The sequence below is a fragment of the Pseudomonas sp. nanlin1 genome (assembly GCF_045571515.1).
Taxonomy (GTDB): domain Bacteria; phylum Pseudomonadota; class Gammaproteobacteria; order Pseudomonadales; family Pseudomonadaceae; genus Aquipseudomonas.
The window spans coordinates 3,485,242-3,503,238 of the sequence record NZ_CP124218.1; the positions used below are offsets into that span (position 1 = coordinate 3,485,242).

The 17,997-nt window shown below is 58.7% G+C and carries 24 protein-coding genes and 1 tRNA gene; 9 read left to right on the forward strand and 16 right to left on the reverse strand.

Annotated elements, in window-relative coordinates:
* Nucleotides 1-6 precede the first annotated feature (6 nt).
* From rpmI to thrS, 3 genes are read right to left on the reverse strand one after another with little or no spacing between them, the layout of a single operon-like run.
* Nucleotides 7-201 carry a 50S ribosomal protein L35 gene (rpmI, locus tag QCL65_RS16140; RefSeq protein ID WP_407310398.1) on the reverse strand — a complete coding sequence of 65 codons (195 nt, stop codon included), beginning with the start codon at nucleotides 199-201 and terminating at the stop codon, nucleotides 7-9.
* 60 nt (nucleotides 202-261) lie between these two features.
* Nucleotides 262-813, reverse strand: a complete 552-nt coding sequence (gene infC / locus QCL65_RS16145; protein WP_407316885.1) for a translation initiation factor IF-3 — start codon at nucleotides 811-813, stop codon at nucleotides 262-264.
* Nucleotides 813-2,735 (reverse strand): threonine--tRNA ligase, encoded by a 1,923-nt coding sequence (thrS, locus tag QCL65_RS16150; RefSeq protein ID WP_407310400.1) that lies wholly within the window; start codon nucleotides 2,733-2,735, stop codon nucleotides 813-815. Before thrS ends, infC begins: the two co-directional genes overlap by 1 nt.
* A 350-nt stretch (nucleotides 2,736-3,085) precedes the next feature.
* Between thrS and QCL65_RS16155 the strand changes: the two genes are divergently transcribed.
* Together QCL65_RS16155 and QCL65_RS16160 are read left to right on the forward strand one after the other, a co-directional pair.
* A complete protein-coding gene (locus QCL65_RS16155) occupies nucleotides 3,086-3,388 on the forward strand; it encodes a hypothetical protein (RefSeq protein ID WP_407310402.1) in 303 nt (100 codons plus the stop codon).
* A gap of 288 nt (nucleotides 3,389-3,676) precedes the next feature.
* Nucleotides 3,677-3,889 (forward strand): cold-shock protein, encoded by a 213-nt coding sequence (locus QCL65_RS16160; protein ID WP_003234260.1) that lies wholly within the window; start codon nucleotides 3,677-3,679, stop codon nucleotides 3,887-3,889.
* 65 nt (nucleotides 3,890-3,954) lie between these two features.
* Here the strand turns inward: QCL65_RS16160 and QCL65_RS16165 are convergent, their stop codons facing one another.
* Both QCL65_RS16165 and QCL65_RS16170 read right to left on the reverse strand, forming a co-directional pair.
* Complete coding sequence (locus QCL65_RS16165; RefSeq protein ID WP_407310405.1) at nucleotides 3,955-4,272, reverse strand: I78 family peptidase inhibitor; 318 nt, start codon at nucleotides 4,270-4,272, stop codon at nucleotides 3,955-3,957.
* A gap of 131 nt (nucleotides 4,273-4,403) precedes the next feature.
* Complete coding sequence (locus QCL65_RS16170) at nucleotides 4,404-4,709, reverse strand: hypothetical protein (RefSeq protein WP_407310407.1); 306 nt, start codon at nucleotides 4,707-4,709, stop codon at nucleotides 4,404-4,406.
* Nucleotides 4,710-4,857: 148 nt separating this feature from the next.
* Here QCL65_RS16170 and QCL65_RS16175 point away from each other — a divergent pair, with 148 nt between their 5' ends.
* The gene (locus QCL65_RS16175; RefSeq protein WP_407310409.1) at nucleotides 4,858-5,109 is read left to right on the forward strand and encodes a hypothetical protein; all 252 of its coding nucleotides are present in this window, start codon (nucleotides 4,858-4,860) and stop codon (nucleotides 5,107-5,109) included.
* On the opposite strand, the gene QCL65_RS16180 is transcribed toward QCL65_RS16175, so the two are convergent.
* The 7 genes from QCL65_RS16180 to QCL65_RS16210 all read right to left on the reverse strand — a co-directional run bounded on the left by QCL65_RS16180 (nucleotide 5,093) and on the right by QCL65_RS16210 (nucleotide 12,066).
* Entirely contained in the window at nucleotides 5,093-6,070 is a 978-nt protein-coding gene (locus tag QCL65_RS16180; protein ID WP_407316887.1) for a nucleoside hydrolase, read from the reverse strand. The two genes, QCL65_RS16175 and QCL65_RS16180, sit on opposite strands and share 17 nt — an antisense overlap.
* A gap of 72 nt (nucleotides 6,071-6,142) precedes the next feature.
* Entirely contained in the window at nucleotides 6,143-6,547 is a 405-nt protein-coding gene (rbsD, locus tag QCL65_RS16185) for a D-ribose pyranase (protein ID WP_407310411.1), read from the reverse strand.
* Nucleotides 6,544-7,464 carry a ribokinase gene (gene rbsK, locus QCL65_RS16190; protein WP_407310413.1) on the reverse strand — a complete coding sequence of 307 codons (921 nt, stop codon included), beginning with the start codon at nucleotides 7,462-7,464 and terminating at the stop codon, nucleotides 6,544-6,546. The genes rbsD and rbsK overlap by 4 nt, the downstream gene beginning before the upstream one ends.
* Nucleotides 7,465-7,497: 33 nt before the next feature.
* Entirely contained in the window at nucleotides 7,498-8,508 is a 1,011-nt protein-coding gene (locus QCL65_RS16195) for a LacI family DNA-binding transcriptional regulator (protein WP_407310415.1), read from the reverse strand.
* Nucleotides 8,509-8,510: 2 nt separating this feature from the next.
* Nucleotides 8,511-9,503, reverse strand: coding sequence for an ABC transporter permease (locus tag QCL65_RS16200; protein ID WP_407310417.1), 993 nt, complete (start codon nucleotides 9,501-9,503; stop codon nucleotides 8,511-8,513).
* A complete protein-coding gene (locus QCL65_RS16205; protein WP_407310419.1) occupies nucleotides 9,500-11,053 on the reverse strand; it encodes a sugar ABC transporter ATP-binding protein in 1,554 nt (517 codons plus the stop codon). Before QCL65_RS16205 ends, QCL65_RS16200 begins: the two co-directional genes overlap by 4 nt.
* Before the next feature lie 53 nt (nucleotides 11,054-11,106).
* Entirely contained in the window at nucleotides 11,107-12,066 is a 960-nt protein-coding gene (locus tag QCL65_RS16210; RefSeq protein ID WP_407310421.1) for a sugar ABC transporter substrate-binding protein, read from the reverse strand.
* A gap of 267 nt (nucleotides 12,067-12,333) precedes the next feature.
* Between QCL65_RS16210 and QCL65_RS16215 the strand changes: the two genes are divergently transcribed.
* On the forward strand, nucleotides 12,334-12,582 hold the full coding sequence (locus tag QCL65_RS16215) for a DUF1654 domain-containing protein (protein WP_407310423.1): 249 nt from the start codon (nucleotides 12,334-12,336) through the stop codon (nucleotides 12,580-12,582).
* A gap of 92 nt (nucleotides 12,583-12,674) precedes the next feature.
* Complete coding sequence (locus QCL65_RS16220) at nucleotides 12,675-13,634, forward strand: endonuclease (protein WP_407310425.1); 960 nt, start codon at nucleotides 12,675-12,677, stop codon at nucleotides 13,632-13,634.
* A gap of 13 nt (nucleotides 13,635-13,647) precedes the next feature.
* On the opposite strand, the gene QCL65_RS16225 is transcribed toward QCL65_RS16220, so the two are convergent.
* On the reverse strand, nucleotides 13,648-14,232 hold the full coding sequence (locus QCL65_RS16225; RefSeq protein WP_407310427.1) for an SPOR domain-containing protein: 585 nt from the start codon (nucleotides 14,230-14,232) through the stop codon (nucleotides 13,648-13,650).
* Between the two features lie 117 nt (nucleotides 14,233-14,349).
* Here QCL65_RS16225 and QCL65_RS16230 point away from each other — a divergent pair, with 117 nt between their 5' ends.
* Nucleotides 14,350-14,646 (forward strand): DUF6388 family protein, encoded by a 297-nt coding sequence (locus tag QCL65_RS16230; RefSeq protein ID WP_407310429.1) that lies wholly within the window; start codon nucleotides 14,350-14,352, stop codon nucleotides 14,644-14,646.
* 12 nt (nucleotides 14,647-14,658) lie between these two features.
* Entirely contained in the window at nucleotides 14,659-15,042 is a 384-nt protein-coding gene (locus QCL65_RS16235; protein ID WP_407310432.1) for a DUF6388 family protein, read from the forward strand.
* Here QCL65_RS16235 and QCL65_RS16240 read toward each other — a convergent pair.
* Complete coding sequence (locus QCL65_RS16240; protein WP_407310434.1) at nucleotides 15,016-15,339, reverse strand: hypothetical protein; 324 nt, start codon at nucleotides 15,337-15,339, stop codon at nucleotides 15,016-15,018. The two genes, QCL65_RS16235 and QCL65_RS16240, sit on opposite strands and share 27 nt — an antisense overlap.
* A 30-nt stretch (nucleotides 15,340-15,369) precedes the next feature.
* Here QCL65_RS16240 and QCL65_RS16245 point away from each other — a divergent pair, with 30 nt between their 5' ends.
* The gene (locus QCL65_RS16245) at nucleotides 15,370-15,612 is read left to right on the forward strand and encodes a DUF6555 family protein (RefSeq protein ID WP_407310436.1); all 243 of its coding nucleotides are present in this window, start codon (nucleotides 15,370-15,372) and stop codon (nucleotides 15,610-15,612) included.
* A 95-nt stretch (nucleotides 15,613-15,707) separates the two neighbouring features.
* Here the strand turns inward: QCL65_RS16245 and QCL65_RS16250 are convergent.
* Nucleotides 15,708-15,784 (reverse strand) — tRNA-Val (locus tag QCL65_RS16250).
* 189 nt (nucleotides 15,785-15,973) lie between these two features.
* On the opposite strand from QCL65_RS16250, the gene QCL65_RS16255 reads away from it, so the two are divergent.
* Complete coding sequence (locus tag QCL65_RS16255) at nucleotides 15,974-17,257, forward strand: NAD(P)/FAD-dependent oxidoreductase (protein ID WP_407310438.1); 1,284 nt, start codon at nucleotides 15,974-15,976, stop codon at nucleotides 17,255-17,257.
* 2 nt (nucleotides 17,258-17,259) lie between these two features.
* On the opposite strand, the gene QCL65_RS16260 is transcribed toward QCL65_RS16255, so the two are convergent.
* Nucleotides 17,260-17,916 (reverse strand): peptidase C39 family protein, encoded by a 657-nt coding sequence (locus tag QCL65_RS16260; protein ID WP_407310440.1) that lies wholly within the window; start codon nucleotides 17,914-17,916, stop codon nucleotides 17,260-17,262.
* Nucleotides 17,917-17,997 lie beyond the last annotated feature (81 nt).

Below are 17,997 nucleotides of genomic sequence, written 5' to 3' on the forward strand. Positions count from 1 at the left end.
CCGAAATTAACGAAGGCGCAGCATGCGCTTGACTTTTGCCACGTCAGACGGATGCAGCAAGCTGCTACCGCGCAATTGACGCTTACGCTTAGTCGACATTTTGGTCAGGATGTGGCTCTTGAAAGCGTGTTTGTGCTTGATGCCGTTGGCGGTTTTCAAAAACCGCTTAGCTGCACCACTTTTAGTCTTCATCTTTGGCATGTTCGGATACTCCGCATTCAGTTGATAAACATAACCGCAAGGCCTGCCGTGCCCTGGTGGTTATTTCTTTTTCTTGGGGGCGATGACCATGATCAGCTGGCGTCCTTCCATCTTAGGATGCTGTTCGACGGCGCCGTATTCGAGCAGGTCTTGTTCGACCCGCTTGAGCAGCTCCATACCCAGCTCCTGGTGGGCCATCTCACGGCCGCGGAATCGCAAGGATACCTTGGCCCTGTCCCCATCACTCAGGAAACGTACCAGGTTGCGAAGTTTTACCTGGTAATCCCCTTCCTCCGTCCCTGGACGAAACTTGATTTCTTTCACTTGAATCTGTTTCTGGTTCTTCTTCGCCGCAGCAACCTGCTTCTTCTTTTCGAAGATCGATTTGCCGTAGTCCATCACCCGGCATACGGGTGGGACGGCGTCTGCGGAGATTTCCACCAGGTCTAGCTTGGACTCTTCAGCGATACGAAGCGCTTCATCGATAGAGACGATGCCAATCTGCTCGCCGTCAGCGCCAATTAATCGCACCTCGCGTGCCGAGATATTCTCGTTGATCGGTGCTTTCGGTGCAGCTCGTTTATCTTGTCTCATTTCACGCTTAATAGTAATTACTCCGAATCTTGGCGACCACGCCGGGAAACCGCTTGTGCGAGGAACTCGGTGAATTGAGCGACGGGCATGGAGCCCAGGTCTGCACCTTCACGGGTACGCACAGCGACAGTTTGCGTTTCAACCTCCCGATCTCCGATAACGAGGAGATACGGAACCTTGAGCAAAGTATGCTCACGGATTTTAAAGCCGATCTTTTCATTTCTCAAGTCGGACTTGGCACGAAAACCGCTTTCGGCCAGGTTTTTTTCCACCTCGAGGGCGAAATCCGCTTGTTTATCAGTGATATTCATAATCACTGCCTGGGTTGGCGCTAGCCAGGCCGGGAAGGCGCCTTCGTAGTGCTCGATCAGGATACCGACAAAACGCTCGAAAGAACCGAGGATTGCGCGGTGAAGCATGACAGGGTGTTTACGCGCGTTGTCTTCGGCAACGTACTCAGCACCCAAACGGATCGGCAGATTGAAGTCGAGCTGCAGGGTACCACACTGCCATACCCGGCCGAGGCAGTCCTTCAGGGAAAATTCGATCTTCGGCCCATAGAACGCACCCTCGCCCGGTTGCAGGTCGTAAGCCAGGCCCGCGCTGTCCAGCGCCGAGGCCAAGGCGGCTTCTGCGCGATCCCAAAGCTCATCGGAACCCACGCGTTTTTCGGGACGGGTGGACAGCTTGAGTTGGATATCCTTGAAACCAAAGTCGGCATACACCGCCAGGGTCAGCTTGATGAAATCGGCCGACTCGGATTGCATCTGCTCTTCGGTGCAGAAAATATGCGCATCATCCTGCACAAAACCGCGAACCCGCATGATTCCGTGGAGCGCCCCCGAAGGCTCGTTACGGTGGCACGCACCGAATTCGGCGAGGCGCAGTGGCAACTCGCGGTAGCTCTTCAGGCCTTGGTTGAACACCTGCACGTGGCAAGGGCAGTTCATGGGCTTGATCGCGTAGTCGCGGTTTTCCGACTGGGTGGTGAACATGTTTTCGGCATAGTTAGCCCAATGCCCGGACTTTTCCCACAGGCTGCGATCGACCACTTGCGGAGTTTTGATCTCTAGGTAGCCGTGATCACGCTGTACTTTGCGCATGTACTGCTCGAGCACTTGGTAGAGCGTCCAGCCATTGGGATGCCAGAACACCATTCCAGGCGCTTCTTCCTGGAGGTGGAACAGGTTCAGGCGTTTGCCAATTTTGCGATGGTCACGCTTTTCGGCTTCTTCGATGCGCTGAATATAGGCGGCCAACTGCTTTTTGTCGGCCCATGCCGTGCCATAAACGCGCTGCAGCTGTTCGTTCTTGGCGTCACCGCGCCAGTAGGCGCCGGACAGCTTAGTCAACTTGAACGACTTCAGGAAGCGCGTGTTCGGCACGTGCGGGCCGCGGCACATATCAACGTATTCTTCGTGGTAGTAAAGGCCCATGCTCTGGGTTTCAGGCATGTCCTCGACCAGGCGCAATTTATAGTCTTCACCGCGCGCCTTGAACACTTCGATCACCTCGGCACGGGGGGTGACTTTCTTCATCACGTCGTAGTCGGTATCGATGAGTTGTTGCATGCGCTGCTCGATGGCCGCCATGTCTTCAGGGGTAAACGGCCGCTCGTAGGCGATGTCGTAATAAAAGCCTTCGTCAATGACGGGGCCGATCACCATACGGGCGGTGGGGTACAACTGCTTCACCGCATGCCCCACCAAGTGGGCGCAAGAGTGACGAATGATTTCCAGGCCCTCGGCATCTTTAGGCGTGATGATCTGCAAGGTGGCATCGCTTTCGATCAGGTCACAGGCGTCGACCAACTGGCCGTTGACCTTGCCGGCCACCGTGGCCTTGGCCAAACCGGCACCGATAGACGCGGCTACCTCGGCCACGGAGACCGCATGATCGAATGAACGCTGACTGCCGTCGGGAAGAGTAATAGTGGGCATGGCGCCTCCTCTCCTAGTGGTGACCCCTACCAAAGGTCACGTGGGTTGGGATGAGCCAGTACGCGATCCGCCAGGTATGCCTGCCTTACATTGGCAGGAGCCGTAGGGCCAACCGTGAAGCGAACCAGAGTGACTGGAAAATCAAAGAATAGGTTAAGCCTGGTACTGGCGCGTGATGCACCCATTCACAGGGCCGAGCATGCTAGCACAGTTGAGCCCTTGCGGCGCTGGCTTTAGCCATCGCGCAAAAATATTGCAGCGTGCATACCCAGGTGAACTTGCCGCCGCTCACGGGGTTCAGATATCGCAAGCGTCATAGTTAGTACTAACGATCTACAAGGAGCACCGGTATGCGTCTTAAAAAATTACTCCCACTCGCTTCCGCCATTGCCTTGCTGCTGCCGCTTGGCGCCCACGCTGCTTGGCCCGCCGGGGAAAAAGCCAAGTTCATGGAACAATGCACGACGGCCGCCAAGGCTCAGGCAAAGGTCAGCGCAGCTGACGCCCAGAAACATTGCTCGTGCATCGCCAATAGCGCTGCAAGCAAGTTCAGCGAGGCGGAGCTGGTCAAGTTGAACCAACCCTCCTCGACTGACAACGAAAAGCTTCACGCGACCGTACTCAAAGACGCCCAGGCATGCCGGGGCCAATAGAAGGCGAAACGGCCAGAACATGACACTTACGTCAGCTGGGCGGCAGAAAAACACGGATTTCGCTCCCCGAATCAGGGTTTCACGGATTTTTTTCACACGATTTAATTCCGTTAAACCCAATGAAATCGGGGACTTGGCTGCGCGCGAAGAAAAAATATTTCGATTTACATCATCAGGCAGGCTTGGGGGGGGTTCATGAAGCAACATTTAGACTATGATATCTCTCGTGTGCCCAGTTGGCCTGAGCAGCACAGCACTACTGAATATTATGTTTCTTGGAGATACACCATGTCTAATCGCCAGACCGGCACCGTAAAATGGTTCAACGATGAGAAAGGCTTCGGCTTCATCACTCCTCAAGGTGGCGGTGACGACCTGTTCGTACACTTCAAAGCTATCGAATCCGACGGTTTCAAAAGCCTGAAAGAAGGCCAGACCGTTTCGTTCGTGGCTGAGAAAGGCCAAAAGGGCATGCAAGCTGCTCAAGTTCGCGGCGAGTAATCCTCCCCGAGCTAAAAAAAACCCGTCCTAGACGGGTTTTTTTATGGGCGGCGTTTAAGCCCTGTTTAGCCGCAGTTGGCGCGGTTGATGATACCTGCGTCATCGGCGTTCAGATTCAAACGCTCAGAGCGGTATTCCAACGTAACAATGTCCCTGGGCTTGAGGATACGTGCGGTCTGGGCCCCAGAACGAGCGCGTGCCTGCTCGAGGAGTTCGGCGGAGGCTGGTTTGCCCACAGCGAATTGGGCCAGTTCGGCGCTGCAGCGGCCGTCGGTAGGTGCGGGCGCCGCCGACACAGAGTCTGACGGCGAGTCTTTACTGGAACAACCCGCCAATAGCAAAACAGCCAACAGCGAAACCAGTGATGCACGCGTGTGAAGCATGAGGCCCCCTCTAAAAATAAAAATATGATTCCTTGCGACCATCACTGAAGTCTTTGGTTGCATGGGTTGCAGTTTGCAACACTGCGCCGCACCCTGCCCGCTCGGTTTGTGACTGAATATTTGGAAGGGCTTCAGTAGATGTCGATATAGTCAGACTTCGGCGTAGGCCAATGCTGCCTAAGGGCGTTGAAAATTTGTTCAACCCAGGCTGCATCCAAAGCCGCCTCAGGCCCTACGTAGCCCGAACCGGCCGCCCAGGTCTCAAGGCGAAAGCTCAAATTGCCGATGTCCGTACCACCGACCACCCCCGCCGACAAATAGGCCAGCCCCTGACGGGTGACCCTCAGCTGGTTGTGGACCTTGCTATCGCCCAACGCAATCAGTTGCCTAACGGCTTCTGAGGTGAATTGCGCAGGGTCGTTCAGATCTATCTGCACGAGGGTTCTCTACCGCCTAAAGAGGCTTCAGTTTGGCACAAGGGCCAGCGTTATTCCTAAGTAGCAGTGCCAAAAAGCATGCAAAATGCTTTACTGCAACAACCTGCACCGACAATCGCAGGCACCCTAAGCCCACTGCGAGCCCATCATGGCAAACGTATCGATCAAGGCCGACATTCGCGTCGAATGGCCCCAAGGCCAGAGCTCATACAGCCCTGGCAACCCCGAGGAACTGGCAATCATCGGCGTCGATGTGCTGGTCAAGGAGCTCGGCACAGAAGCCGCTCGCTCGTTTATCCGCCAGGTATTCGAGCGCTACGCCAGCGATGCGCCGGACGCAGCGACCCTGAACGCCGTGGGGGTACTCGGCCTGCTAACGGAGATCAAGGCAGGCGCTTGAGGCGCTCGGTGAGCAGGTCGAAGAACCCTTGCGCATCGCCATTCTCGATCCATAGCACATTGGCAGGCTGCTTCAAGGTGCCGTACCAGTCGGCGATGGTCTGACCGAAAGTGGGCCCTTCCCGGCTATCGACGCTCATATGGATCTCCCTGCCACTGAATAACTCTGGCTGGAGCAAGTAGGCAATTACGCTGGCATCATGCACCGGGCCACCGGGCAGGCCATAGTGCAGCATGTCAGCCTTGACGTACTCGTTGAGAATGTCCCCCACCAACTGACCTGCACGGTTATCCAGCCCTGCTATCTGCTGCAACCTGGCTTCACTGGTGAGAATTTTGTGGGTGACGTCCAACGGCACGTAAGTCAGCTTGACGCCGCTACCCAGTACCACCTCCGCCGCTTCAGGGTCGGCGAACAGGTTGAATTCGGCCACAGGGGTGATGTTGCCGCCATTGAAATGCGCGCCCCCCATGACGATGACCTCTTTGAGCCCCTGGGTGATTTCCGGTGCCTGGATCAAGGCCAACGCCAGATTGGTCTGCGGGCCCAGCATGGCCAGGGTAATGCTGTGGGGCTTGGCCTTGCGCAAGGTGTCCACCAGGTAGTTCACCGCATTGCCTTCGGCCAGACCAAGGGTGGGCTCGTGCACGGGCACACCCGGCAGCCCTTCGGCGCCATGGATATTGGCGGCATAGATCGGCGTGCGCAACAACGGCCGTGGAGCCCCGGCGTAGATGGGGATGTCAGTGCGACCCGCCCACTCACGGGCCAGGCGCGCGTTACGGGACGTTTTGTCCAGACGCACATTGCCCGCAACCGTAGTGATGGCGCGGATGTTCAATTCGTCGGGTGATGCCATGGCCAGCAACAAGGCGACGACATCGTCCGCTCCAGGGTCGGTATCGATGATCAGATCGATTTTGTCGGCTGCCGTAGCCGCGTTACCCGAGAGCAATGCCATTAAAAAAATACCTTTGAGTAGAGAATTGAAACGACGCATGGGCACTCCTTGTGCGTGGGGGAGCGGTAAGGTTTAAAACGTCACGCCCGCTACTAGCGCAATATTGGTGTACGGCTGGCACTCGCCCGTTCGTACCACCGCGCGGGCCTTGGCCGTTAGCGCCTTGAACGCCTCGTGGTCCAGGGTCCGCGCGGCGCCCAACATACCGCACGCTTGCAATTGCTGGAGCGTGGCCAGGGCCGGTGGCTGGCGGTCGAATATCTCACTGGCCAGCACGTGGCTCTCCACCTGCATTTCTGTCAGCACCGCACTGAGCACGCTGATAAAGCTGGGCGTACCGGGGGTCAAGGCCAAATCGATCAACTCGACCCCAGGCGGTACCGGTAGGCCCGCATCGCCGATCACCACCAGGTCACCATGACCCAGTGAGGCGATCAAGCGCGACAGGGCAATGTTCAATAAGGGGGTCTTTTTCATGGCTGAGCCTGCTTACTGAGTTCGCACAGGTGCGGAATAGAGGGCTGAGCCCCGGCACGGGTAACCGATAGCGCAGCTGCACGCTGGCCGAACAGAATCGCCTCGCGCTCCGATTGGCCACCGGCAAGCGCTGCGGCAAATGCACCGACGAACGTATCGCCCGCGGCGGTGGTATCTAGCGCCTGCACCACTGGCGCTGGGAAATGTACGGCGCCGCCCTCGCCTACTAATAGCGCGCCCTCGGCGCCAAGGGTGACGATGACCGTCCCGGCCCCCAAGGCGCGCAACTTCTCAGCCGCTGCCTGAGCGCTGGCGCGGCTATCCACGGCAACACCGCTGAGGGTTTGCGCCTCGCTTTCATTGGGGATCAGGTAATCAATGTTGGCGTACCAGCTGTCTGGCAACGGGCCAGTGGCCGGCGCGGGGTTGAGAATCACGGTCTTGCCTAAACGGCGAGCGCGCGCCAGGGTATGAGCCACCGTATCCAACGGCACCTCAAGCTGGCAAATCACCACTTCGGCTTGCTGGAGCAAGCTATCGAGGCGCTGAACATTGGCCGGGAGCAGGCAAGCATTACCGCCAGCAATGATCACGATGGTGTTTTGACTGCTGGCATCGACCACAATCAATGCGAGCCCACTGGGCTGGCCCTCAGCCACACTGACCCCCTGGCAGTCGATGGATTCGGCTACCAGTGCCGCTCGCAACTGCTCACCATAGGCATCGGCACCCACGCAGCCGACCATCGCCACCTTGGCGCCCAGCCGCGCAGCGGCCACGGCCTGGTTCGCACCTTTACCGCCGGGCACGGTGGCAAATTCGCTACCGACCACCGTTTCGCCTGGGCGCGGCAGCGTCTTGCTGCGCGCCACCAGGTCCATATTGATACTGCCCACTACCACCACATTTGCTTGCATGTACCTGCACTCTCGTTGCCTGAACGGCAAGATTCACTGAATAGGAAAAGGCGGTGCGGTCGACTCTCGCACCATTAACCGGGGCTCTATCACTTGCTGGGAGGCCCCTGCATCGGCCCTGCCCGCGATTCGGTCGAGCAAGCGCGCAGCCGCCCGCTCACCCAACTGCAAGATCGACTGCCCAACACTGGTGAGCGCCGGATAGACATAGCGACACATCTGAATATCATCAAAACCGATTACTGACAGCTGAGCAGGCACCGCGATACCGCGCTCGGCAGCGGCCCGCAGCGCGCCCATGCCAATCATATCGTTGGCAGCGAAGATCGCCGTCGGCCGTGCGCTATCCAGCAGCCCGGCGGCGGCCAGGTAACCGGCCGGGCCGGTAAAATCGCTGGGCAATACGCGGGCTTCATTCCAGGCCACCGAGAACTCGGCCAAGGCGCGCCGGTAGCCGGCCAAACGCATCTGCGCCACGCGGGTGTCGGAAGGCCCGTTAATGCAGGCGATATCTCGATGGCCTAACTCCAGCAGATGACGTGTCGCTAGGTAGCCGCCTTGCTCATGGTCAATACACACCAAGTCCGCCTCCACGCCCTGCAACGCCCGATCGACGATCACCAATGGGGTACGCGCCGTCGCCAGCGATTCCACCAGGCCATCGTCACTCCCGACCGAAGCGACCACCAGGCCGTCAACGCGTTTTTCCAACAAGACCCGTAGGTAATTGCGCTGTTTGTCCGGGTCATCGTCCGAATTGCAGAGGATTACGCAATAGCCCATGCGCTCGCAATAATCTTCGATGCCCCGAGCCAGTTCGGCAAAATACGGGTTGATGCTGTTGGGCACCAGCAAGCCAATGGTGGCGGTGCTCTTGGCCTTCAACGAGCGGGCCACCGCGCTGGGTACGTAATCGAGCTGGGCAATGGCCGCCTCGACTTTCAAGCGCACGGGCTCGCTCACCGGCCGGGTTTTGTTCAGCACATGGGACACGGTGGTGTAGGAAATACCCGCGAGGGCAGCGACATCCTTAATGGTGGCCATGCTCAGCTCCGCTGGCGAGAACGTCGGCTACGGTAAGTATCGAGCACCACGGCAATCACGATAACGGCCCCGGTGATGATGCGTTTGGTCGGCTCAGAAGCACCGATCTGGGCCAAACCGGCCGCCAGAACCGAAATGATCAGCACCCCAAAGAAGGTGCTGATCACCGAACCACGGCCGCCCATCAAGCTGGTGCCGCCGATCACCACCGCAGCGATGACCTGCAGCTCAAGGCCGGAGCCGGCGTTCGGGTCAGCTGCTTCCAGCCGTGAGATCTGGAACAGCGCGGCGAGCCCTGCCAACAGGCCCATTAGCGAGAACACCAGAATCTTATAGGGTTTGGGGTTGATGCCGGCCAGCCGGACCGCCTCCTCGTTGGTGCCGATACCAATCAGGTAACGGCCGAATACGGTTCGGGTCAACACCAGGTGGGCCACCACGATTACGGCCAGGGCAATGATGAACGACGGTGAAATGCCAAAGGCAAAAGGGTTGGATAACCAGGCGAACGCATCGCCGATATAGGCGGTGCGCGAGTCGGTCATTTGATAAGCGACCCCTCGTGCCATTTCCAGCACACCCAGAGAAACGATAAAAGAAGGGATACGCCAGGCCACCGTGATCGAACCGGTGATGGTCCCGGCCAACGCCGCGCAGCCCATGCCCAGTAAGGCCGCCGGGAATACGCTCCAGCCCCAGCCCAGAATCGCCACGCTGACCGCCGAAGCCGCCAGGGCCAATACCGAGCCCACCGACAGGTCAATGCCGCCGATGATCAGGATAAAGGTCATGCCCACCGCAAGGACCATCAGATCGGGTATCTGGTTGGCCAGGGTGCTGAACGTGGCGTAGGACAGGAAATGACTGCTCAGTAGGGAAAACAGGATAATCATCGCCAGCAAGGCACCGGCCAGGCCCAGGTAAGTGCCGAGGCCAAAGTAGGTGCCGCTGCGTTTGACCGGGGCGCTCGAGTCGTCGATCGTAGGGGTTTTCATGCAAGGTCCTTGGGCGCTGTGTCACTGACCAGCGCATCTCGTTTTTGATAACCGGCGAACGCCGCGGCCAGGATCTCATCCTGGCTCCAATGCTCGCGTTCGAAAGTATCGATTAGTTTGCCAGCGGAGAGCACCGCAATGCGGTCGCATATCAACATCAGCTCACGCAGGTCGCTGGACACCACTACCAGCGCCTTGCCCTGCCGGGTCAAATCGCCCAGCAAGGCATAGATGTCGAACTTGGCCCCCACGTCGATCCCGCGCGTAGGCTCATCGAACAATAAAACCTGGCAATCGCGTTCTAACCAGCGGCCAATCACGACCTTTTGCTGGTTGCCCCCAGAGAGTTCCGCCACCGACTGCCGCACGCTGGAGCTGCGAATGTGCATCGCCTGTACTTGACGCTCGGCCAGGGCTTGCTCGCGGCCGCCATCCATCAGCCCGCCCCGGGAAATCGCCGGCATATTACCCAGCGCCAGGTTGCCGCTGATGGACTGCGACAGCAGCAGCCCCTCGCCTTTGCGGTCTTCGGTGATCAGAGCAATGCCATGGCCCACGGCGTCGGCCGGCGAAGTAATGCGAGCTGCCCGCAGTGGCGAACCCACCGAAACGCTGCCGCTGTCCGCCCGGTCGGCGCCAAAAATCAAACGCAGCAGTTCTGTCCGGCCCGCCCCGATCAACCCGGAAATGCCGAAGATCTCCCCCGCTCGTACCTCGAAAGAAACGTTTTCGACCTTGCCGGCGCGGCTCATGCCCTCGACACGCAATAACGTTTCGCCGATCTGGCGCGCGCCCAGGTCGATCTGCTCACCCAGCTCGCGCCCGACCATCAGGGTCACCAACTGCTCGCTGTTGTAACGGGCAATCGGCTCGACGCAGACCAGTTTACCGTCGCGCAATACCGCGATGCGCTGCGCCACCCGGGCCAGCTCCTCCAGGCGGTGGGAAATATAGATGATCGACACCCCCCGTGCGCGCAGGCGGGTGATCTGTTCGAAGAGCATCTCGACTTCGCGGGACGTCAACATCGCCGTCGGCTCATCGAGGATCAATACACGGCAGTCGCCAATCAAATTACGCGCGATCTCCACCATTTGCTGGTGGCCGATGCCCAGTTCACCCACCAGCGTGTCTGGATCGATCGCCTCCAGGCCCACCTGCGCCATGGCTTGTACGGCCTGCTCGCGCAAGCGCTTGTGGTTGATCCAACCAGCGCGGCTGGGCAGGTTATCAAGAAACAGATTTTCGGCCACCGACAACGTCGGCAGCAGGTTGAGCTCTTGCATCACCATGCGCACACCCAGGCGCTCGGCCGAAGTGCGACTGCCTGGCGCGTAGGCCTGGCCCAGGTACTGCATATCACCAAAGGTGGGTACTTCGAGCCCGCCGATCATTTTCGACAAAGTGCTCTTACCCGCACCATTTTCCCCGGTCAGGGCCAATACCTCACCCTGTAGAAGGTCCAGCGTGACGTCCGCCAGCACCGGCTGGGCATACGTTTTACCTAAGCCGCGAACGCTTAATACGACCTTTGAAGGCACATCTGACATACATCCTCCGCGCGCCCACCCTTGCGAATGGGCGCCTGCAATGCCAGCACTGGCTAAGGTTGGGTCACCAGCTCGACGGGGGTTTGGATGACCCCATTGGCGTCGGTTTCTACCTTCTCTTTCTTCAGCATCTTCAATGCCGTCTCAATGCCAAATACCGCCTGGCGCGCTGCGAATTGGTCAGCGGTGGCCAGAACTCGGCCATCCTTGAGCATCGGTTTGATCGCTTTGATATTGTCGTAGCCGACCACCTGCACCTGCCCCGCCTTGCCCGCTGCCCGTACCGCCGAAACCGCGCCTAGCGCCATGCTGTCGTTGCCCGCCAGCAGGGCCTTGAGGTTGGGGTATTCGTTGAGCATGGCCGCGGCGACCGCATTGCCTTTGTCGATCTCCCAATTGCCTGACTGCACGCCGACGATTTTCATACCGGCGCCTTCCATCGCATCTTTAAAACCTGCGGTGCGCATCTGCGCGTTGGTGGTGGTGGAAACACCTTCGATAATCCCCACCTCATCGCCCGCCTTGAGCTTGCCGGCCAGGTAGTCACCCACCAGCTTGGCGCCCTTGCGGTTATCCGGCCCTACGAAGGGAATGTTCAAGCTTTTGCTTTTGAGCACACCAGGGTCAAGTTGGTTGTCGATGTTGACCACAATAATGCCAGCATCGGTGGCTTTTTTCAGTACCGGCACCAGGGCTTTGGAATCCGCCGGCGCGATCACCAATGCATCGACTTTGGACACGATCATCTGCTCGACGATGCGGATCTGGTTGCTGGTGTCGGACTCATCTTTGATGCCGTTGGAGATCAACTGAAAATCAGCGGAATGTTCTTTTTGGTAAGCCTTGGCGCCATCTTCCATGGTCAGGAAGAACTCATTGGCCAGGGACTTCATCACCAGCGCCACTTTAGGGGGTTGCGCGGTCTCGGCCTGGGCCATGCCCAGAGAACCAAGGGTGCACAGCGCTGTGAGCATGGAGACGGCAAGCAGACGTGGGGCAAAGGGCAATTTCATGGGGTCACTCCGATCTTATGGTTATTGTTCGGCAGCGCGCATGCTATGTCAGCGGGAAGGATTCAGCTAAGCGTGACATCGCAAACGTTTGCGTTAGCAAACTATGCGAAGGAAGCAGCGGTTTGTCAACGGCGAGGCTGGGTGATTTCATACCGCGATAGTCGTCCTCGGTTCACGTAGGAGAGTGACTCAACTAACCGTCAGATATTGCACAGCGTGCTTGTTTCAAATACTGTATGCCCATACAGCACAATAAGGAGTACCGCTATGGCCGGTCAACCCGCCGCCTCTAAAGCCCCGAGCAGTTATGAACTGATGGGGGTACGCATACAGAAGATCATTAACTCCACCCAGGCGCAAAAGGCTAAATCGGCGCTGTTGTTCAAACTCGAACAAGAGTCGAGCGCGGACTGGGAGCAAATGCTTGAAGAGATCGGCGAAAACGACAATGTCACCCTCGCCTTGCGTGATGACGGCGGCGTGCAGCTGTTTTGGGTCGTGCCCAAAGAAGACTGAACAGCGCCGCGCGGGTTCAGCACCTTTACTGGCAACAAAAAGAACCGGCCCACGTACAATAGGCCCCCTCTGAATATGAATTATTGCCCTCCATGAAAAAACTGATTTACGTTTTAACGCTGCTCCTGTTCGTCAGCCAAACTGCACTTGCAGACCCTCCTAGCACTTTTACCGAAGCCAAAGTCATCGCCAAACAGAAGGTCTACCTGGACCAGGCCAACAGCGCCCAGGGCGAGCTTTACTGCGGCTGCAAATGGACATGGGTGGGGCAATCGGGTGGTCGTATCGACCCCAATTCCTGTGGCCTCAAGGCGCGCAAACAAGCCACCCGCGCGCAGAGAACCGAGTGGGAACATATCGTGCCGGCCTGGACGTTCGGCCACCAACGGCAATGTTGGCAGAACGGTGGGCGTGAGCACTGCGTCGACGACGATCCGATATTCCGCGCCATGGAGGCTAACCTGTTCAACCTTTACCCGGCCGTGGGCGAAGTTAACGGCGACCGCAGTAACTTCAACTATGGCATGGCGTCGGCAATAGTCCCTCAATACGGTCAGTGCAAAACCAAAGTCGATTTCGAGCAGCGCGCCGCCGAACCCCGTGATGAAGTCAAAGGCCTGGTGGCCAGAACCACCTTCTACATGTTTGACCGCTATAACCTGAGCATGTCCCGCCAACAGCAGCAGTTGCTGATGGCGTGGGACAAACAGTACCCCGTGACGCCTTGGGAGCAAGAACGCAACAAACGCATTAGCGCGATCATGGGGCACCCCAACCCTTTCGTGACCCGGGAGCGCACCTGGACTGCGGGCTATAAGACCGTAGGCGATGGCGTGATCAGTTCACTTCCCGGCAAAACAGCAGGGGCCAAGAAAACCGCCGACGCCTCTGCCCCGGCCGGTAAAATCATTGGCAACAGTAGAAGCCATGTTTACCACCTGCCGGAGGGGTGCCCAGGCTATGCCCAAGTCTCCTCAAAAAACCAGGTCACTTTCGCCTCGGAATCTGCCGCGCAATCGGCGGGCTATCGCAAGGCAGGAAACTGCAAGTGAGCGTAGAGCGGTTCTATTGAGCCGCCTCCTCGTGGGGCACCACGATGGACTCGATACCGCGCGAAGCCATTAGCCTGGCCCGTTCGGCATCGGCTTGCGGCTTGTTATCGAAGGGGCCCAGGTAAACTTGGGTCTGCCCGTCCGGGCCTTTGGCAAAGCTGGCGACAAAGCCGTTTTCCACCAGGCGCGCGGCCATATCGGTCACCGCCCCCATATTGCGCCCCTGCACGATCCGCACTTCCCAGCGCTGGCCCGCCTGCTCGACGACGCCTGCATCGGCCATCTGATTGGCAGCGATTTCTTCCGGCGTGCCGCAGGCTTGCAGCACCTGGGGGTTGCGGCCGTCTTGATCGATAACGGCCTCATATGTGCTACCCCGCTTGAGGGCCACATAGCTGCGATAGCCGTCGTAGCCGCCATTAGGATTTTTCATCTTGACCTGCCCGCAGACATTACCTTCGGCAGTGGTGCGAACGTTGGTGAAGCGCGCGCCTTTCGGGGTTTCCAGCTTGTCGATAACCGCCTGTTGCGCCGCCTCGAAACCGGTCCCGCAACCAGCCAGTACCGCCATTGCCACCATTAGTGTCACCTTGCGCACGCTGCACCTCCTAATTCAATGGCGCGAATTTTACCTCATCGGCCCGCCGAAGGCGCGCTGCCGTGCCAATGGTCTGGGCCTATGGCATCATGAGCGACTTTATCAAGAGGCCCGGCCATGATTGCCAAAGAAGACAGACACGAAGCCGCCATTGCGAAATTTCTTGCGCTCAAACCGGACCTCAAGGAAGAAATTCAGGATCTGGAGCCCGGTGAACAACAGCAACAGATCGAATGGGCTTTCGAAGACGAAGCACAATCCCAAGGCTTTGAGCCCTGGGAGTGGACCTTGGAACTGATCGCTCAGTCGCCGGCCGAACTGGAAGCCATGCGTCGAGAAGTCCACCAAGAAGCCGCCGAGACCTTAGGCATGGCTTGGAACGAGTACTGCCAACTGAACGACATCAAGCCTTAAGCCGGAGCCAGCATGCCCGAACCCGAACAACGTCATCAGGCAGCTTTGGAGCGTTTCCTAAGCGATCATCCCGAGGTGGCCAGCGAGCTCAATAACCTCAACCCATTGCTGGCTCGCGCGGCCGGGCTCACGCCTGAACAATACCGCGCCGAACGCTTGCATGAAGCGTTTGAAGAAGAGGCCCAGCGGCGCGACCTGTTCGCCTGGGAACTAACCCTGCAACTAACGGCAGAAAGCCCTGAGGCTTTTCAGACCCAGCGCCTTGAAGTGCACAGAGAAGTCGCGGAAATGGCAGGCATGCAGTGGGCCGATTACTGCAAGATGCAGGGGCTGGCCTTCCAGGGGCTGGCCAACCAGGGGCTGGCCCCTCTAGACACAAAAATGCAGGGCGAGTAATAGCAAGGTCACTGCCAGGATCAGCTCAGCGAATATCGCCAGGCCGTCGTCGGCCTGATCTGCACTTCTGAGCACATGCCCCCCGGGCGATTCTCCACAGCCTGACCCGGCATCAGGCGAATGCTCACGCACATAGGCCATGCCCCAGACCAGCACGCCGGATATGCCCAAACCGATAGCAAGGGTTAAGATCGACACCGTGATTTCCCGTGTATAGCCGCTATGAGGTTTAGTTGTATAAACGGCGAAATCGTTCACGCCAAATCGCACACTCGGGAACCGGCACACCGCGCTCATGTCTTATTGCCATCAACCAAGGATTGAATGATGGGTACTTGGCGTAATTTTGTGATTCTTTACCGTTTCAACGGCACACAATTTCGATTCAACCAGCGCGACCGCACCATGAGCGACACTGATGCGTGGCACTACGCCGCCCTGCATTGCGGCGTTTACCTGGGTCCGCAGCTCAATGCGACCGAGGCCGGTGTCGCGCAGCTCAAGGCTCAGGCCGAAGGCGGTGGGCTTACGGATGTGCAATGGTATGAAGTAGGGAATACTTCGAGTTAGCAGCGGCCCAGACGCTGCACAAAAATCACGCACAACAAAAAAGGCGACCCATTGGGATCGCCTTTTTCACACCGCCCAGCAGAGCGGATTTTGTTTGGTAGGCGCGATTGGACTCGAACCAACGACCCCCACCATGTCAAGGTGGTGCTCTAACCAACTGAGCTACGTGCCTGCTGTGGGGCGGGATTCTACGGATCTGGGCAACGCTGTCAACTGTTTTTCTCCCTAAGCCCATGAATATCCGTATTTTTTTACCCCTACCCGGCGGCTGTCGTTGTCCCTTGTCAGTACCGCACTGGTGGCCCTGGGTGATCTCGGGTAGCATCGAATCAACGTAAAAAATATAGAACAGGGTTACAAGATGACGAACACGTCCTACCCCCAGTCCTACTACGCGGCGTCGGCGAATGCAGCGCCTCTTCGCCCCGCCCTGCAGGACGTGGTTGAAACCGATGTGTGCGTGATTGGCGCCGGCTATACCGGGCTGTCCAGTGCGTTGTTTCTGCTGGAACATGGTTTTTCCGTCACCGTACTCGAGGCCGCTCGGGTCGGCTTCGGTGCCTCAGGGCGTAACGGTGGGCAGATCGTCAACAGTTATAGCCGCGACATCGACGTCATCGAACGCAGCGTCGGCGCCGAGCAGGCGCAGTTGCTGGGGCATATGGCGTTCGAAGGCGGGCGCATCATCCGCGATCGGGTGGCGCGCTACAACATTCAATGCGATCTGAAAGACGGCGGCCTATTCGCTGCCTTCTCGCCACGGCAAATGGGTCACCTGCAAGCCCAGAAAGCCCTGTGGGAGCGCTACGGGCATACCCAGCTGGAACTGCTCGACCGCCAGCGCATGGCTGAAACCGTGGCATGCGAGCAGTACGTAGGTGGCCTGCTGGACATGAGCGGCGGGCATATTCACCCGCTGAACCTGGCCCTGGGTGAAGCGGCTGCAGTGGAGTCCCTTGGCGGGCGTATATTCGAGCAGTCCGCGGCCATAAAAATCGAACGTGGCGCCAACCCGGTGGTGCACACCGCCAAAGGTCGGGTGCGGGCCAAGTTCGTGATCGTGGCGGGCAATGCCTACCTGGGTAACCTGGTGCCGGAGTTGGCCGCCAAATCCATGCCGTGCGGCTCCCAAGTGATCACCACCGAGCCGCTGGACGAGGCGTTGGCGGCCAGCTTGCTGCCCCAGGACTATTGCGTAGAAGACTGCAATTACCTGCTCGATTACTACCGGCTCTCGGCAGACCGGCGGCTTATCTTTGGTGGCGGCGTGGTTTACGGCGCGCGCGACCCGGCCAATATCGAGGCGATCATTCGGCCGAAGATGCTCAAGGCGTTTCCACAACTGCAACATGTGAAAATCGACTACGCCTGGACCGGCAACTTCCTGCTCACGCTGTCGCGCTTACCCCAGGTAGGTCGGCTCGGCGACAACATTTACTATTCCCAAGGTTGCAGTGGGCATGGCGTGACCTATACGCACTTGGCAGGCAAGGTGCTGGCCGAAGCACTGCGCGGTCAGGCCGAGCGCTTTGACGCATTCGCCGGCCTGCCCCACTACCCGTTCCCTGGCGGGCGCCTATTCGGCACACCGCTGACCGCGCTGGGTGCCTGGTACTACAGCCTGCGGGACCGTTTCGGGGTTTAAACTCAGCGTTGTTCCAGGGCTTTGATGGCCCTGGTCGCTGCAGGCTCCTGGCCCGAGCGGGCCAATGCCTGGGCGGCACTGCGCCAGCGCTGGGGGTCGACCTTTGCAGGCAGTTGTTCCGGCCTTTGTACCAATAAAGCCCAGGAACCAGCGTCTTGCCAGGCGGAGGTAAAACTGCTGAAGCTCATCACTTTGCGCCGCTGCATGCCCGAGCGCAGCAGCACGCGTTCTTTATAGCGGTCGTAACCCACTAACAGGGCATAGCGCGGTTCGCTCCACACGAGCGAACCTTCGGTATAGCGCACGACCACCGGATAACCCGCCGAGACCTGCGCCAACAGGGCGTTCAACTGAGGTTCCAATGGGTAGGCGACCATGCCATAGCCACGGGCGGCTTCAGGCAGCGACTGGGCCAGGCCGGCGGGATGCTCCACGTCCAGCGCCGTTTCAACGAGCCCCGGGGAGATATTGACCCCCTGCATGGACAGTACACTGGCTAACACCATAGGCGCGCTCTGATGGGCATTGCCGCGAAAGAACGGCACGCTGCTCAGCTCGACCCGATCGGCCAGCCCCGGTAACTGCGGGCCATTACTCGCGCAGCCACTGAGCAGCATCACGACGACCAGCCACCCTAGCCCCAACCCCTTAACCACCATGTTCGCCCTCATGCGCTACCCGGCACCCTAGGTTCTGTACGTAAAGTCGCCGAGCGGCGATCAGGCAAGGCAAAAACAGGC

Coding starts and splice junctions, on each gene's coding strand:
- rpmI (WP_407310398.1), bottom strand. CDS start 201: ATGCCAAAGATGAAGACTAAAAGTGGTGCAGCTAAGCGGTTTTTGAAA.
- thrS (WP_407310400.1), bottom strand. CDS start 2,735: ATGCCCACTATTACTCTTCCCGACGGCAGTCAGCGTTCATTCGATCAT.
- QCL65_RS16155 (WP_407310402.1), top strand. CDS start 3,086: ATGCGTCTTAAAAAATTACTCCCACTCGCTTCCGCCATTGCCTTGCTG.
- QCL65_RS16160 (WP_003234260.1), top strand. CDS start 3,677: ATGTCTAATCGCCAGACCGGCACCGTAAAATGGTTCAACGATGAGAAA.
- QCL65_RS16165 (WP_407310405.1), bottom strand. CDS start 4,272: ATGCTTCACACGCGTGCATCACTGGTTTCGCTGTTGGCTGTTTTGCTA.
- QCL65_RS16175 (WP_407310409.1), top strand. CDS start 4,858: ATGGCAAACGTATCGATCAAGGCCGACATTCGCGTCGAATGGCCCCAA.
- QCL65_RS16180 (WP_407316887.1), bottom strand. CDS start 6,070: ATGGCATTGCTCTCGGGTAACGCGGCTACGGCAGCCGACAAAATCGAT.
- rbsD (WP_407310411.1), bottom strand. CDS start 6,547: ATGAAAAAGACCCCCTTATTGAACATTGCCCTGTCGCGCTTGATCGCC.
- rbsK (WP_407310413.1), bottom strand. CDS start 7,464: ATGCAAGCAAATGTGGTGGTAGTGGGCAGTATCAATATGGACCTGGTG.
- QCL65_RS16195 (WP_407310415.1), bottom strand. CDS start 8,508: ATGGCCACCATTAAGGATGTCGCTGCCCTCGCGGGTATTTCCTACACC.
- QCL65_RS16200 (WP_407310417.1), bottom strand. CDS start 9,503: ATGAAAACCCCTACGATCGACGACTCGAGCGCCCCGGTCAAACGCAGC.
- QCL65_RS16205 (WP_407310419.1), bottom strand. CDS start 11,053: ATGTCAGATGTGCCTTCAAAGGTCGTATTAAGCGTTCGCGGCTTAGGT.
- QCL65_RS16210 (WP_407310421.1), bottom strand. CDS start 12,066: ATGAAATTGCCCTTTGCCCCACGTCTGCTTGCCGTCTCCATGCTCACA.
- QCL65_RS16215 (WP_407310423.1), top strand. CDS start 12,334: ATGGCCGGTCAACCCGCCGCCTCTAAAGCCCCGAGCAGTTATGAACTG.
- QCL65_RS16220 (WP_407310425.1), top strand. CDS start 12,675: ATGAAAAAACTGATTTACGTTTTAACGCTGCTCCTGTTCGTCAGCCAA.
- QCL65_RS16230 (WP_407310429.1), top strand. CDS start 14,350: ATGATTGCCAAAGAAGACAGACACGAAGCCGCCATTGCGAAATTTCTT.
- QCL65_RS16235 (WP_407310432.1), top strand. CDS start 14,659: ATGCCCGAACCCGAACAACGTCATCAGGCAGCTTTGGAGCGTTTCCTA.
- QCL65_RS16240 (WP_407310434.1), bottom strand. CDS start 15,339: ATGAGCGCGGTGTGCCGGTTCCCGAGTGTGCGATTTGGCGTGAACGAT.
- QCL65_RS16245 (WP_407310436.1), top strand. CDS start 15,370: ATGGGTACTTGGCGTAATTTTGTGATTCTTTACCGTTTCAACGGCACA.
- QCL65_RS16255 (WP_407310438.1), top strand. CDS start 15,974: ATGACGAACACGTCCTACCCCCAGTCCTACTACGCGGCGTCGGCGAAT.
- QCL65_RS16260 (WP_407310440.1), bottom strand. CDS start 17,916: ATGGTGGTTAAGGGGTTGGGGCTAGGGTGGCTGGTCGTCGTGATGCTG.